We start from the raw sequence: 14,641 nt of genomic DNA, 5'->3' as shown, positions 1-14,641 counted from the left end.
CTGCTTCGCGCCCCTGTATGCGGCAAATCGCGACAGGGGCTGATTCTTTTTCTTTGACCAACAAGATCTAATCCATGAGTTTTTCCAGCCAAATCCAAGCAGTCGCGCTCTGCCGCACTCCTTATAAACAGAAATTCGGTATTCCAAGACAGCCCGGACTGGCCGATGCCAGGGGTTATGTTGAGCTAACCCCAGAATTTAACCATATGGATGCCGTGCGTGGCCTGACACAATATAGCCATATTTGGCTATTGTTCTGTTTCCATGAAAATCTGGCCCAGGGCTGGAAAACCACTGTGCGTCCACCTCGGCTAGGCGGGAATGAAAAACTGGGCGTATTTGCCACACGCTCCACATTCCGTCCCAACGGGATTGGACAAAGCGTGGTAAGGCTTCATGGCATTGTGAAGCGCAAAGGCAAAGTCTGTCTGGAAATTTCAGGTATGGATCTGCTTGATGGCACGCCAATTATTGATATCAAACCCTATATTCCATTTTCAGATGCTATCGCAGATGCCCAAGGCGGCATGGCCCACGAAGCCCCTGAGCTAATTGATGTACAATTTAGCCCTCAAGCTGTGGCACAAATCGCTCACTTTAGTGCCAGAGAGCAAAGCCCCGATCTGGAATCATTGATCCGTACCGTACTGGCGCAAGACCCACGCCCCGCGTATAAAAAAGCCAAGCAAGATCCCAAGCTCTATCAGGTTGCCCTGTATGATCTGGATATTTTCTGGCGTATTGATGACGGTAAAGCTCAGGTTATTGAACTTAAAAAAGTGAACTAAAACCAGTGAGCTAATATCTGCGTTTTCTCTATATGGCACCCTCTCTAATTTCTTATATTAGATAGGGTGTTTGATATAGAGATAGCGCCAAAATGATCAAACTGATAACTGACGCATTAAGCAAACATGCAACGCGGCTCCAAACGCTATATCACCAATATACTAAACGGTGAGAATTCACCCTTTCAGCCCCCCGATTCAGTCACATCTTTGTTTTACCGGTTATCACCCTCGCGCCATATACCTAAGGTCATTATTGCCGCAAGTAAAAACAGCTTTACAGGTGGGTATCGTTATCAGCACCGCGCTTAGCAGTATAATTTAGGCCGTAATCGACAGGACAAGGAGATCGAAAATGGCATCAGGTTGGGCAAAAGATGGTGCGGTACAAGAGCAGATAGATTCAGATATTGATGATGCCGTACTGCAGGCTCGTTCAAGATTGCCTCAGGGGGAGAGTTTAAGCCATTGCCTAGAATGCGATGAGCCTATTCCGGTGGCTAGACAGCTAGCCATTGGTGGAGTCAAACTCTGTGTTGCTTGTCAGCAGGAGGCGGATCAACATCAAATGCGCCACGCGCTGATGAATCGGCGCGGCAGCAAAGACAGCCAATTGCGCTAATTGGATACTTCATCTCACCCACCTAACATTTACCCCGCGGATCCCGGCAGGTAAAATAACGGCTTTGTGTCCCCCATAAAATTACCCCCCATGTCACCGGATTACCGAACACAGCATAAAAAACGTCTCTCTTGGATGCCCTGGTTATATTTTTCCCTAAAAGAAAAACACTTAACGTGGGCTCTACCCTGGCAGGAAGCTATTCAGGCAGAGTTTAGTCAATTAGAAACGGTTTCATTTGGCCAGCGTTGTTTTATTGCCCCGGAAACGGAATTGTTTGCTGAGCCGGGGCGGGATATTCATATCGGTGATCAGTGCATGATTGCTGCAGGTTGTTTTCTGCATGGCCCCATTACATTGGGTAATGAAGTGGCTATCAATCACAATTGTTCTTTAGATGGCGGCAGCAAAGGCATTGTTATCGGCGATCAAAGCCGAATTGCCAATAATGTCACTATCTATGCCTTTAACCATGGTATGGCGCCTAACCACCCTATTTATAAACAAAAATCACAGTCAAAAGGGGTGATTATTGGTAAGGATGTTTGGATTGGAGCACAGGCAGGGATTGTTGATGGTGTCAAAGTGGGCGATCACGCCGTGATTGGCATGGGCGCTATCGTCACCAAAGATGTTCCTGATTGGGCCATAGTAGCGGGCAACCCGGCCAAAATTATTGGTGATCGACGCCAAAAACCTGAACTTGCCCTATTTCAGGCAGGATAAAGATGTTCCACCACAGGTGACAAGTGTCAGCCAAGTGATAAAATGGCGCCCATTCAATTTCATTTTTGGACTTTACGGTAATGCGAGTCAGCAAATACCTGCTATCAACACAGAAAGAAACCCCTGCCAACGCAGAAGTTGTCAGCCACCAGCTTATGCTGCGTGCCGGCATGATCCGCCGCAACGCTTCAGGCCTATACAGCTACCTGCCGACAGGTCTGCGGGTACTGCGCAAAGTAGAAGCCATTGTGCGCGAAGAAATGAACAAAGCCGGTGCCTGCGAAATCCTGATGCCAATGGTACAGCCAGGTGATCTGTGGGTAGAAACCGGCCGTTGGGACAAATTTGGCCCTGAACTGCTGCGTTTTACCGATCGCAACAACCGTGATTTCGTACTGGGTCCAACCCACGAAGAAGTGATTACTGATTTGGTTCGTAAAGAAGTTAGCTCTTACAAGCAGCTGCCACTGAACCTGTATCAAATTCAGACCAAATTCCGTGATGAAGTTCGTCCTCGCTTCGGTGTGATGCGCTCTCGCGAATTCCTGATGAAAGATGCTTACTCTTTCCATCTGGATCAGGAAACCCTGAACGAAACTTATCACGCCATGTACGATGCTTACTGCAACATCATGAACCGTATGGGTCTGGCTTTCCGCCCTGTACTGGCCGACACTGGCTCTATCGGTGGCTCTCTGTCACACGAGTTCCACGTACTGGCTGGCAGCGGCGAAGATTTAATTGCTTATTCTACTGGCAGTGATTACGCCGCCAACATTGAAAAAGCCGAAGCGCCACTACCGACTGAAACCCGTCAGGCAGCAACAGAAGAAATACGTAAAGTTGATACGCCAAATGCTAAAACCATCGCTGAATTGGTTGAGCAATTTGGTCTGGATATCAAGAAAACTGCCAAAACTCTGATTGTTCGTGGTGCCACTGAAGAAGCTCCACTGGTTGCCTTGGTTGTCCGTGGCGATCACGAGCTGAACGAAGTCAAAGCTGATAAGCTGGAACTGGTTGCCGCACCACTGGAATTTGCTTCTGAAGACGAAATCCGCGCTGTACTGGGTGCAGGTACTGGCTCTCTGGGCCCTGTTGGTCTGAATATTCCAGTATTTATCGATCACAGCGTTGCCGTAATGAGTGATTTTGTGGTTGGTGCCAATGAAGATGATAAGCACCTGTTTGGCGTAAACTGGGAGCGTGATCTGCCACTGGCTCAAGCCGCTGATATTCGTAACGTAGTGGAAGGTGAAACCACACCTGATGGCAAAGGCACCTATGCTTTTGCTCGCGGGATTGAAGTGGGTCATATCTTCCAGTTAGGCACAGCTTATTCCAAAGCCATGAATGCCACTGTTCTGGATGAAAACGGCAAAGCACAAACTCTGATCATGGGCTGTTATGGTGTGGGTGTTAGCCGTATCGTAGCCGCTGCAATTGAGCAAAACCACGATGACCGCGGTATTATCTGGCCAGCCGCTATTGCGCCATTCCAAGTGGGTATTCTGCCAATGAATATGCACAAGTCTCACCGCGTCACTGAAATTGCAGAGAAGCTGTATGCCGATCTGACCGCCGCCGGTGTAGAAGTGCTGTTTGATGATCGTAAAGAGCGTCCAGGCGTGATGTTTGCTGATATGGAACTGATTGGTCTGCCACACACTATCGTTATCGGTGACCGTAATATCGATGCTGGCGTATTTGAATACAAAAACCGCCGCACCGGTGAAAAGCAGGAAGTGCCTTTCGATCAGATTGTTGACTTTATCAAAGCCAATATTCAAGCCTAAGTGAAACTAAGTTGCGTTTCACTATTCAGCCTTACCCTTAGTCATTGATAGGGTGAGGCTGACAACATAAAAAAATCCGATGGCCCGCCATCGGATTTTTGTTTTCACAAACATTTTCAACACACTTCGTTAGCCAAGATATGTCTATAAAGCGTATCACGGCGCAGTCAAATTTATACCGCGTCTTCGTTTTCTTCCCCAGTACGAATACGGATCACCCGCTCAATATCGGTGACAAAAATTTTACCATCACCAATTTTGCCGGTTCTGGCAGTATCAACTATCACTTCTAGCGCCTGCTCCAGTAATTCATCCTGAATAACCAACTCAATTTTTACTTTAGGTAAAAAGTCCACCATATATTCAGCCCCACGGTATAGCTCCGTATGCCCTTTTTGACGGCCAAATCCTTTTACCTCAGAGACGGTCATGCCTGTGATACCAATTTCGGCTAGTGACTCACGCACATCATCCAACTTAAATGGCTTGATAATGGCCTCGACCTTCTTCATCAATTACTCCTCAACACAGACAGTCTATTTATAGGGATACCGGCATAAAGCTTATCACGATGATAACTTTTTATAGAAAAATTTCGCAGTGTTACGGGGGAATGAAGCTGAACTAAACTTAAAAATATTCGCCTACCGGGCAAGCACAATCCTCAAGGATGAGCGCATGACACACGCTACAGGTTTCTCCCTCGTGGAGCTGATTATTACCCTGCTGATCGCCGCTATTTTACTGGGGGTGGGCGTTCCCAGCCTGGCCGACAGTTACCGCCATTTTCGCGCCGACAGCAATATACAAAAAATTCAGCAGCATCTGTTATTTGCCCGCAGCCATGCCATTAGTTATGGTGCCCGTATTACCGTTTGTCCTTTGAACAATAACCTCTGTATCAATCAATGGCAGCAAGGGTTAACTGTTTTTATCGATAATGGCGAATATGGCAAATTCGAGACCGATGATAAAATACTATTCCAGCTTGAGGCCTTTCATCATGAAGATACTGTCAGCTATAGTCGCAGTGCGATCCGCTTTTTACCAACCGGACTCGCATCAGGAACCAATGGCACCTTGAGATACTGCCCCGGCAGTGCCGATAGCCCTTATTCACGTGCAGTGATTATCAGTAATGCTGGCAGAATACGCCTATCACAAGACAAAGAGATAGCCTGCCAATAACACCCTAGGGTCTATATCACAAAGCTGTTTTTAGTATAATTCAACCATATTTCAGCTGAAATTTTATGCGGTAAGGATACCAATGTCGTTTCGTCAATCCGGGCTAACCCTAGTCGAGCTGGCTGTTATAACGGCCATTATTTTAATTCTGTTAGCCGTCACCCTCCCCTCAATGCAGTCAAACCAAGCACAAAGCAGAATCGATGCGGCAGCATCCCAACTGCACCAAGCCATCAGCTTGGCCCGTAATCAGGCCATGAGTTACCACAGCAGAGTAACTTTGTGCCCTTTATCTGGCAGCCTTTGTGGCAAAGATTGGCACAATACTGCTACGATTTTTACCGACAATGGTGTTATCCATAAGCTGGATAGTGCGGGCAGCAGAGCGGACACTATTATTCAACACATCACAACTTTTGATGTTAAAGACCGACTGATTTTCCCAGCAGCAATTAGCTTTAATGCTCAAGGTAAACCCTTGGGACAAAGCGGTGATACTACCTTTACTCTTTGCGCCCCGCAAAGCAACTATGCCGCCACTATTACCATTACATCTGGTGGAACCATTAATCCGCCTATCCAGCAAAGTGCCTGCCCAGCAGGATAAATAACAGAGTTCAACGACGAGATTACCAACAGGCCGGTTTATTTTTTGTCCCTGTCGCACTGAGAGTCAAGGGTGAGCACTGGGCATCTCGGCCAGCCTGAGCCCCGGTCGCTGTTGCAGTAATGGTATAGCCGGCTCCCGAAGCCACAGCATCAATGGTGTAATTACCCTGCTCAGGAATAAAGGGATCGGCTGCTAATCCTAACAATGTCATATTACTGCTATATTGCCGGTTATCTAAATAATACTGCTCCTGCAGATTCGCTATCTTCATCATAGCGGCTAATGCGTCAGCTCGGGCCGCCCGGGCAACATAGCTTTGGTATGACGGATAAGCGATAGATGCCAAAATCCCGATAATCACCACAACAATCATCAGCTCTATCAGAGTAAAACCTCGCTGGCAGCGCGACATGTTCACCTCAGCCATGGGATAACATCCTTATCTATTCAGCAATATGATAAAAAATACGGTTTGCCCTTAATCCACCGCCGACACATTTAGTGTCACCGGGCGGGCAGCCGGATGGCGGGGTGACAGGAGTCATGTGATTAGCCGCATTACCAATACCAATCAAATACATATAACTGGGATCTGTACCATTTGGCGGAACGACTAATTGTGGCGTATCCGGCACTCGTTCACCAAGCTCCAGATATTCTTGGGTATAGCTACGTGTACCTCTATGTAAATCAAACGCATACATTCGCCCCTGTCCGGCAACTAAACAGGAATTAGCTGCTGATGTATCACCTGGAACATAAGAGGTAAAATATACCCGTCCTTGGATAATAGCCGCACTAGCAAGGCTTTTTTCCCCCTTGGCACCAAGTTGGTAATACCAGCCACGCTGCTGGCCAAACGTAATATTGTCAGTTTCACTATCAGGTGAATTAGCCGTGATATCGTATAACGTCCCTTGTGTCAGAGGCGTGGGGCGATCAGCGCTGGAATATGAGCGTGTCACAACATTCCTATCCTGCAGTAAATACAACTTATCCTGCCTGAGTTTGTCTGTCGGGTGAGGTCGATGTCCGCTGGCAATAGCAACCGCATCATAGGGGATATTTTGATACGCCTTGGTGGTACTGCCATCACTGTGCTCAGTAATACTGATGTTACTAAACATGGTCTGAGCCACTACCGGCTCGGCAAAAAAACGTCTATCCGTCTGCTGAGTATCACCACCAAGCGCCGCAAATTTATAAGCGGTCCAAGGGATATCACGGCTATCAGGATCGGCCCCCGGCAAATCTATCCGCCACACGTTTCCGCCTGTATCAGTGGCATAGATGCGATCGATTAGTCTGTCGTTATTACTGTCTAAAATGGCAACGGCATTGGGGATACTGTCACTGATTTGCGGCAATTGTGTTGCCTTAGTACCGCCATCAGGATCAAACTTGTGCACTAGCACCCCGGTTTCAGCATCGACAATAAAGACGCCGCGCCCCTTACTATCAACAGCGCCCACTTCAGCGCCATCTTTAGTCGCTGGCACATATCCCGCGCCAAAAATCAGTACAGGTTTGGCCGATGCCGCATCAGTATTACCGACCGGCCATCCGGGGATCCGGGTAATCACAGGTTCAGCCCAACTTTGGCCCATCTCAGCCATTCCCAGTGAATCAGCACCAATACGCCACATAAACTTAGGGTGATCGGGCTGGGTAATATCCAGTGCATAATAAGCGCTCCCTCCCCTGCGCATCCCCACAAAAACCCAGGCTTTTTTGACCTGTTGCGCTGTGGTTTCCACATACGCAATTGGTGAGCTATCTATCCCGTATACCGAATGCACCCCGGTTGGCACATTCGCTTTTAACTCGGTTAAATTAGGCAATAACTCATAAGGCAAAAAGGCCCAAGATTCTGACACCGTGTTACCAGCATCCTTAAACATATGTAACTGACCATGGTTAGTCCCCATCAACACTCGAATATCCGGGGATTGCACTGTACCTAGGTTGACTGCTAAAGGTTTTGAATGGAGCGGATCGCCAATAATGTCCCAGCGTGGATCTGTTGTACTGCCATCAGCGTCATCATCATCAACATCGATGCCTTTTGCCCAATCAAATAACCCTGCTAACTGGGTTTTATCGACCCGCATATGTTCAGCTAACCGCGTTTCATTTCCAGCCCGGGCAATTGCATTTGCAACTGAAAAAACAGCGAGATCCGCGCCATTTCCAGCGAAATCACTCAGCACCTTTCGTGACGACGTTTGCCGCAGCATTTCTGACACGCCACCAATAGTGACATCATTGCCATCCCCCCCATCACTGGCAGAAGCACAGACAGCATCAGCTGTCCAATAAGAGCAAGCTGAAGAAGATAAATTACCATCGATGCCAATCGTATCTTTATTCTTTTTATCTCTGATATCCCCGCTGCCTGTCACCTTGAATTTTTTCAAATTTCCCATCCAGCGAGGCCCTTTATTAGGCAAAAACATGGCGTAATAAACTGCATCAAAAGTCTGAGTGCGATCAAAATTATTGCTGGCAATAGAGGGGGAGGTAAAACTGGCATTGACTTCAAGAATTTGACTGAAGACCTGTTGCAAAGCTGACTGTAACTGCGCTGCATCACTGGCAGCGAAATATTGTCCACCGCCCCGCTTAGCTGCAGCACTCAATACAGGTGCAGCATCTTTAGCCCCCGCACTGAAGCCAATAGTGAAAGTTTTTACTGTCTGTTTATCCGGCAAGTTGCTGTTAACATCATGCTTAAACATCCACTCGGCTAAATTTGGTAAATAACTTTTATAGGATTGTGTTTCTGTATCGCCATCATCTTCAACGATGATATCCCATTCAAACACTCTATCATCGACACCTGGTAAATTTAAAACTTTGCTATTGGCATTTTTATCTTCTGTTGGTACTCCATCAGTAATATAAATAACAAAGGCTTGATTCTGGCATGCCTTGAAAGGAGAGAGATATTTTTTATTATTCTCAATAGTTGTATCTCTTGGGGGACGATTAGCTTTGTAATCATATCCACTAGGTTTTTTATCTTTATCGCCATAAATTAAGTCACTACCAGAAAAATATTGCTTGGCTTCATAGAGTGTTTCACATAATGGCGTATTTGTCTTAGGGTCTAAATTATTAATAGTCTGAAGTAGATTCGCCTTATTATCATCCGTCATTTGCTTGATTCCAGAGATAATCCGCCCGCCATGAGAAGAGTCTCCAGGATAATTTATATTAAAAACTGCGACACCAAAATCCACCGTTGGCGTAGTAATAACGGTATTGCTGATCACCTGTTTAGCAATCTGCAACCGCGTTTGCTCAACGCTCTCCTTCGGCCCATGGTACCAACGTAAATAATTATCCGTGTATAACGTGAGCGATTGACCTGTGCCAAACCCAGTTTGCTTTGCGGCTTCCACCGCGGCATCTATTTCATTCTGCGTGCTGGAGTTATCAATAAGATTGTAAGGACGTGGATTTTGTTTATCACCCAAGCCATCAACTGGAAACCCTGTTGGCTGCCCCGGCGCATTTTGCCAATATTTATTAACAATATCGTTAAAGCAATCTATCGTTTGGATATCCGCCCCACTGTTATCTGGCACTTCTAACCAAGCACCATTTTGCCCTTTAAAACGATACTCCCGAAAAAAACCAGTAAAAAAACCATAGGTTTTTAAATAATGTTTTGCCGTCTCACAGCCATTAATATCATTTAAAAATCGACGAGCTTCTGATGAGGAATCCGGTACCGGCATTGAGGTATTATCCACTCCACCTTTGGTGAAATAAATCATACGTTTTTGAAATGCGTTTGTGCCTCCTACCGCAGGGTACTCAATAGTAGGATCATAACCAGATTCGGCCCCGGTTTCCCGTTCTTTCATACTGCCAGAATTATCAAAGATAATTAGCACCTGGGGGCGAGCCCCCGCTCGAGCGGATGACTCAAAGACATACAACTCTGTATCATCAGCATAGGTATTGCCTATCAGCATCACACTGGCTGACAGTAACCATGCGGTTAATTTCTTTATCAACATAATCAACTTCCTGTCAAAACCTGCTGTTCAACGCCCGTGACCACTGTTAATCGGCCCATATCCTCCCGACCAAATACAGCTTCACTGCTGATTTCTACCCGGCGACAGCTGATCAAATTAGCGCTGCTGGCATCAGCACTGCGCTGACAATTAACATCATCACCAGCCAATGGGGTGAGCGTATTAGTCACATTAAACTGATTATCAGCAATCGTATGGGTCGCCGTAATATTGGCTAACTTACTGCCTTGCTGAGCATTCACAACTTTACTCTGCGCGCCTTGGGCTGCTGCTAACGCCTGTACCCGCTCAGAACCAGCCCCCGCCATTCGTAGAGACTGACCTGAGTTAACCGCCAATGCGACACCGATAACTGTCATCATTAACAGCACGATTAAGGCAAAAAACAGTACCATTCCCTGCTGTCCTTGCAGGTTTTTCATGATTAATTCCTCATCAGTACAGGGTTTTCCAGCACTATGGTGCCGCTCACTACTTTACGGCGGTAATGATCCTTTTTCGCCGCAATCTGTTTATCTCCAAGTTGATAAACACTGTTATTCGTAAAGGCAGGATCCGGCTCTAACGCCCGAATGAGCAGAAATACCCTTAACGCCACCAGACGTTGGAATAATTCATTATCCCACATTAGGGTTGTCACATTTTGAGATGGCATAAAACTGTCTGCGGTATCATCCCCATCACTATCAAAGCCATACAAGATCTGCATATCTTCAACCCCGGAAACCAACTGCTCATCATTGGTCATGCCATTCGCCGTTAAGGTTTTACGCCTAAGAGTGGGAATACCATCACTGTCATTCCTAAGGTAATAAACATGGTGTTGATATTCCCAATAACGACCATTGACCATAGCCGGCAAAGGTTGATCACCCGTAAAAAATACCGCTTCATTGGCAGTGGTACCAAGATAATAGCGATTTGCCTCTAGCGCCCCGGTAACCTCGGGCCCCAGCAGCCGTTTAATTTGCAGAACATCAGAATCAGGGATCACGTTGGTGAGGCATTTAAGCGCAATGCTATCCCCCTGTTGATACCCCCACAGTCGACGAAAGTGGGCAGCTGAAGTGTTGGGCAAAGAAGCATTATTCAGCCCATCACCGACACAGTCATTTGTTGTTAATAGCTTCAATATGCGGGTATTTTGTCCGGGAATTAATTCAGTCCCAGTGATATCGCCAAAGAACCCTAACTGACTCAAATCAGGTTCCATCAGTGCTAACGCAATCCGACCATTTTCCTGCAGTTGATTGAATTGACTGGTTGTAGTGACATTGCCGGCAGACATGCTGAACATGGAAAACACACCCAGCGTCAAAAATAAGCCAATCACCATAGCAACCATCAGCTCGACCAGCGACAATCCCTGCTCTTTCGCTAACTGCTGATACATAACACATCATCCTTAATTCTACTGGATCACCGTTTCCAGCAAATAAATCCGGCGCCGTTTATCCGCACTACCACATTGGCGAACAAACGCGTTAGCATTGGCTGCACCATCACTGATAGAGCGGATCCCCCGCCAACTCATCACAACAGACACGTCACCATTAGTGCCAATCTGAATACAGCCCGTTGCATTGTCCAGCCCGCCCAGTTGACGGCTTGCGGACACCTCTGCTCCCCCCCGAAATTGCTGCTCCCACTGATACAAATCCCACACTCGGGTTTCTGCATTCAAGCAACGATTATTGGCATCACAGGACTTAGCCGGCATAACTAACCCGCCCTGATAATTGCCACCATATTGACTCAGTTCAGAGGAGTTAAGTCGCATACGACTAACAATATCAGCAGCATAATGCGCGGCTAATGTCTGTTGGAATGATTCATAACTGCCCTGTTTAGCCACTAAGTGCAAATTGAACACGCCAATCAAGCCCACTGTCAGGATCACCAGAGCAACCATAACTTCGATTAATGAAAAACCTGTTCCCTGGCGGCCCATAGTGTCAATTCTCCTGACATTGCCGTTTTTTTGACGAAATTATCGACAAAAATCCTTTTTAATTCGGTAGGTTAGATTGAACAAATAGTATATGAGCTATGCCAAGACATCCAGTAACAATCACATCTAAAAAACGCAAAAAATGCATCATTCAGTCATTAAAAGTCACCAACCAATTACAAACTAATGAAATCCCACTGAGTTTGTGTCGTAAAAGCCTGACAAACGCATACCGCTCAAATACGCCTCTCTCCGCCAAGGCATATAAGCTAACAACCCAGACAATGAACGACTACGCGCCTTCAGTTAGATTAAATTAACAGCTGATATCTCGGGGGATATATCATAAAGAGGAATAGCAAAAGGATTGGTCACTGAAAATAGGGAAGTATTTCTGAGCCACTCAAGATATTGCAGGCAATATCTATTTCATACTGAAGATGATTGGAGAGATAAAACCGGAGAGGGATTTGGAGCAATACTGAAACAAAGAGAAAAGACAACGGACATGATGAATTTTTAGCAACCCATCAATACAACTCAATCATACAATCGCCCCTAGGGTCTGTTGACGTTTCGTGATTAAATTTTGTTCGAGATAAAAGCGTTTTAATCGCGGCGAGTGGTTTGTCGCCTAGTTATTCTAAGCAAGAACCGCTCAACAAAGAGTAAAATGTATTAGTTCCGACTAGATCTGACACTGCTTCTTGAAAAGTAGAGAGTTACCCGTTTTGATAAAGGTGTCGAATCTTTGTTCAAAACCAAAGGTAACTCTCTATGTTCGATACTAACAATCCAATCATTAAACACAAAACTGGATTACTCAATCTTGCTCAAGAACTCGGTAATGTGTCTAAAGCCTGTAAGGTCATGGGCGTATCCCGAGATACGTTTTATCGTTATCAGGAGCTCGTTGAAGAAGGGGGATTGATGCCTTAATCAATCGCTCTCGGCGAGTCCCTAATCACAAGAATCGTGTCGATGAACAGGTGGAAAAAGCTGTCACCGATTATGCGATTGAGTATCCGGCCCACGGCCAAACGCGCACCAGCAATGAACTTCGTAAAAAGGGCATATTTGTCTCTGCCAGTGGTGTTAGGTCAATCTGGTTACGGCATGGACTCGAGAACTTCAAAAAGCGTTTACGGGCACTGGAAGCCAAGGTAGAAGCAGAAGGTATCATTCTCTCAGATGAGCAGGTCTCAGCGCTTGAGAAAAAGAAACTTGATGACGAGGTTTGTGGCGAGATAGAAACCCATCATCCTGGCTATCTGGGGTCTCAAGACACCTTCTATGTTGGCTGTTTAAAGGGAGTTGGCAGGATCTATCAGCAGACGTTTGTTGATACCTACAGTAAAGTCGCTTTTGCCAAGTTATATACCACCAAAACGCCAATTACTTCAGCCGATTTACTGAACGATAGGGTACTGCCTTTCTTCGTAGAGCAATCGTTACCTATGCTCCGCATCCTGACCGATAGAGGCACTGAATACTGCGGTAAAGTCGAGCAGCACGATTACCAACTTTACCTTGCAATCAACGACATCGATCATACAAAAACGAAAGCGCGCCACCCGCAAACAAATGGCATCTGCGAGCGCTTCCACAAGACGATACTGAATGAGTTTTATCAGGTCACATTCCGTAAAAACCTCTACGACTCACTTGAGGCGCTTCAGAAAGATCTGGACGAATGGCTCATGTATTACAACAATGAGCGAACTCATCAAGGAAAAATGTGCTGCGGTCGAACCCCAATGGATACATTAATTGATGGGAAATCGATTTGGGCAGAGAAGAAATTAGCCCAAATTTAATCTGACAGGCACCACTAAAAAACGGGTAACTGTCAGATCAGGTCTGAACCACTACAAGTAAAACGCTTTTAGCCGAACCCTGCGGGCAGCGTTTGAGGCGCCTTTCTACTGCGTTATCAGCTTATCAGGTAGCGCAACTACCTATCAAAGCCTCTGCCTTGTATAAAGCATCCTCAAATCGCTGCAAAAACAACTTGAAACGTCAACAGACCCTAGGGTCTGTTGACGTTTGCTGTTCATTTCTCACTCAGCAATACATCGGTAGCCACATAAGCATGAATGCCAGCGATACCATACTGGCATAATTCCGTTCCAACTTATCATAACGGCTTGAAATAGCACGATAATGCTTAATCCTAGCAAAGGCATTTTCCACCAAATGACGATACCTATATAAGCACCAATCCATTGTATCCTTACCAATATCTTGCCCGTAATTACGCCTAGCTATCACAGTTTTTCCTCCTTTGCGTTGAACAAAAACGCGGAAAGATTCACTGTCATATCCTTTATCGCATACAATAGTATCTATCTCCCCCAGTTGTTCTACGAGACTTTCTGCAAGAACAATGTCATTTCGCTGACCTTCTGATAAATCAAAACAAATGGGCAAACCTCCGCTATCGACAGCTAAGTGGATTTTTGTTGTATTCCCACCTCTGCTTTTACCTATTTGCTCAGAGAAATTTGTAGCAGCGCCTGTGCTGTGCTGATGTGCACGAATAATTGAGCCATCGAGGAACACCCATTCGAAGTCTGCCATTTTTGCTAACTGACTGAAAAGATGATTTAAAATACCTTTTTTAGACCAAAGGTTAAATCGTCTATATACTGAGCTCCATTCACCAAATCCCGGAGGTAAATCTCGCCAAGGGATCCCCGTTCTCATACGGAAAAGTATCCCTTCAAAGGTCATTCTATGTTCAGATTTATTGTAGATACGACCAGTACTTTTCATTATCTGTAGTAGCAGTTCCCATCTTATGTCAGTTAATATTGTTCTCGGCATGCTTTGGGGTTGTGGTTTGTTTTTGGCGAAAGAGATTATAACCCCTCTGCATGTTGCTCAAAAATCATCCTCGAAACGTCAACAC

General features: G+C 45.9%; 13 protein-coding genes and 1 pseudogene. 7 read left to right on the top strand and 7 right to left on the bottom strand.

Features of this window, described 5'->3' with window-relative positions:
• The first annotated feature begins 74 nt into the window (after window positions 1-74).
• The 4 genes from tsaA (at window position 75) to NFHSH190041_RS05845 (ending at window position 3,932) form a co-directional block, all read left to right on the top strand.
• Entirely contained in the window at window positions 75-788 is a 714-nt protein-coding gene (gene tsaA / locus NFHSH190041_RS05860) for a tRNA (N6-threonylcarbamoyladenosine(37)-N6)-methyltransferase TrmO (RefSeq protein WP_261924339.1), read from the top strand.
• Between the two features lie 355 nt (window positions 789-1,143).
• Window positions 1,144-1,410, top strand: coding sequence for a DksA/TraR family C4-type zinc finger protein (locus NFHSH190041_RS05855; protein ID WP_261924338.1), 267 nt, complete (start codon window positions 1,144-1,146; stop codon window positions 1,408-1,410).
• 90 nt (window positions 1,411-1,500) lie between these two features.
• Window positions 1,501-2,136, top strand: coding sequence for an acyltransferase (locus NFHSH190041_RS05850; RefSeq protein ID WP_261925060.1), 636 nt, complete (start codon window positions 1,501-1,503; stop codon window positions 2,134-2,136).
• An 80-nt stretch (window positions 2,137-2,216) separates the two neighbouring features.
• Window positions 2,217-3,932 carry a proline--tRNA ligase gene (locus tag NFHSH190041_RS05845; protein WP_261924337.1) on the top strand — a complete coding sequence of 572 codons (1,716 nt, stop codon included), beginning with the start codon at window positions 2,217-2,219 and terminating at the stop codon, window positions 3,930-3,932.
• A 173-nt stretch (window positions 3,933-4,105) separates the two neighbouring features.
• Here the strand turns inward: NFHSH190041_RS05845 and NFHSH190041_RS05840 are convergent, their stop codons facing one another.
• Window positions 4,106-4,444: a P-II family nitrogen regulator gene (locus tag NFHSH190041_RS05840; RefSeq protein WP_261924336.1), complete on the bottom strand. Its 339-nt coding sequence runs from the start codon at window positions 4,442-4,444 to the stop codon at window positions 4,106-4,108.
• Between the two features lie 166 nt (window positions 4,445-4,610).
• Here NFHSH190041_RS05840 and NFHSH190041_RS05835 point away from each other — a divergent pair, with 166 nt between their 5' ends.
• Window positions 4,611-5,120, top strand: coding sequence for a GspH/FimT family pseudopilin (locus tag NFHSH190041_RS05835; RefSeq protein WP_261924335.1), 510 nt, complete (start codon window positions 4,611-4,613; stop codon window positions 5,118-5,120).
• Window positions 5,121-5,202: 82 nt separating this feature from the next.
• Window positions 5,203-5,727: a GspH/FimT family pseudopilin gene (locus NFHSH190041_RS05830; RefSeq protein WP_261924334.1), complete on the top strand. Its 525-nt coding sequence runs from the start codon at window positions 5,203-5,205 to the stop codon at window positions 5,725-5,727.
• A gap of 22 nt (window positions 5,728-5,749) precedes the next feature.
• On the opposite strand, the gene NFHSH190041_RS05825 is transcribed toward NFHSH190041_RS05830, so the two are convergent.
• The 5 genes from NFHSH190041_RS05825 to pilV are packed head-to-tail and all read right to left on the bottom strand — an operon-like array spanning window position 5,750 to window position 11,730.
• Entirely contained in the window at window positions 5,750-6,157 is a 408-nt protein-coding gene (locus tag NFHSH190041_RS05825) for a type IV pilin protein (protein WP_315972972.1), read from the bottom strand.
• A 16-nt stretch (window positions 6,158-6,173) separates the two neighbouring features.
• Complete coding sequence (locus NFHSH190041_RS05820; protein WP_261924333.1) at window positions 6,174-9,758, bottom strand: pilus assembly protein; 3,585 nt, start codon at window positions 9,756-9,758, stop codon at window positions 6,174-6,176.
• Window positions 9,759-9,760: 2 nt separating this feature from the next.
• On the bottom strand, window positions 9,761-10,192 hold the full coding sequence (locus tag NFHSH190041_RS05815; protein WP_261925058.1) for a pilus assembly PilX N-terminal domain-containing protein: 432 nt from the start codon (window positions 10,190-10,192) through the stop codon (window positions 9,761-9,763).
• Window positions 10,193-10,203: 11 nt separating this feature from the next.
• Window positions 10,204-11,172 carry a PilW family protein gene (locus NFHSH190041_RS05810; RefSeq protein WP_261924332.1) on the bottom strand — a complete coding sequence of 323 codons (969 nt, stop codon included), beginning with the start codon at window positions 11,170-11,172 and terminating at the stop codon, window positions 10,204-10,206.
• Between the two features lie 18 nt (window positions 11,173-11,190).
• On the bottom strand, window positions 11,191-11,730 hold the full coding sequence (gene pilV / locus NFHSH190041_RS05805; RefSeq protein WP_261924331.1) for a type IV pilus modification protein PilV: 540 nt from the start codon (window positions 11,728-11,730) through the stop codon (window positions 11,191-11,193).
• A gap of 777 nt (window positions 11,731-12,507) precedes the next feature.
• Between pilV and NFHSH190041_RS05800 the strand changes: the two are divergent.
• A pseudogene (locus tag NFHSH190041_RS05800) lies at window positions 12,508-13,547 on the top strand (IS481 family transposase).
• 247 nt (window positions 13,548-13,794) lie between these two features.
• On the opposite strand, the gene NFHSH190041_RS05795 reads toward NFHSH190041_RS05800, so the two are convergent.
• Window positions 13,795-14,556, bottom strand: a complete 762-nt coding sequence (locus tag NFHSH190041_RS05795) for an IS5 family transposase (RefSeq protein WP_261922116.1) — start codon at window positions 14,554-14,556, stop codon at window positions 13,795-13,797.
• Window positions 14,557-14,641 lie beyond the last annotated feature (85 nt).

It is taken from the genome of Shewanella sp. NFH-SH190041 (assembly GCF_024363255.1).
Lineage (GTDB): Bacteria > Pseudomonadota > Gammaproteobacteria > Enterobacterales > Shewanellaceae > Shewanella.
Note: the sequence above shows the minus strand (reverse complement) of the source record. Positions and strands in the feature narration are given on the sequence as shown.

Coding starts and splice junctions, on each gene's coding strand:
- tsaA (WP_261924339.1), top strand. CDS start 75: ATGAGTTTTTCCAGCCAAATCCAAGCAGTCGCGCTCTGCCGCACTCCT.
- NFHSH190041_RS05855 (WP_261924338.1), top strand. CDS start 1,144: ATGGCATCAGGTTGGGCAAAAGATGGTGCGGTACAAGAGCAGATAGAT.
- NFHSH190041_RS05850 (WP_261925060.1), top strand. CDS start 1,501: ATGTCACCGGATTACCGAACACAGCATAAAAAACGTCTCTCTTGGATG.
- NFHSH190041_RS05845 (WP_261924337.1), top strand. CDS start 2,217: ATGCGAGTCAGCAAATACCTGCTATCAACACAGAAAGAAACCCCTGCC.
- NFHSH190041_RS05840 (WP_261924336.1), bottom strand. CDS start 4,444: ATGAAGAAGGTCGAGGCCATTATCAAGCCATTTAAGTTGGATGATGTG.
- NFHSH190041_RS05835 (WP_261924335.1), top strand. CDS start 4,611: ATGACACACGCTACAGGTTTCTCCCTCGTGGAGCTGATTATTACCCTG.
- NFHSH190041_RS05830 (WP_261924334.1), top strand. CDS start 5,203: ATGTCGTTTCGTCAATCCGGGCTAACCCTAGTCGAGCTGGCTGTTATA.
- NFHSH190041_RS05825 (WP_315972972.1), bottom strand. CDS start 6,157: ATGGCTGAGGTGAACATGTCGCGCTGCCAGCGAGGTTTTACTCTGATA.
- NFHSH190041_RS05820 (WP_261924333.1), bottom strand. CDS start 9,758: ATGTTGATAAAGAAATTAACCGCATGGTTACTGTCAGCCAGTGTGATG.
- NFHSH190041_RS05810 (WP_261924332.1), bottom strand. CDS start 11,172: ATGTATCAGCAGTTAGCGAAAGAGCAGGGATTGTCGCTGGTCGAGCTG.
- pilV (WP_261924331.1), bottom strand. CDS start 11,730: ATGGGCCGCCAGGGAACAGGTTTTTCATTAATCGAAGTTATGGTTGCT.
- NFHSH190041_RS05795 (WP_261922116.1), bottom strand. CDS start 14,556: ATGCCGAGAACAATATTAACTGACATAAGATGGGAACTGCTACTACAG.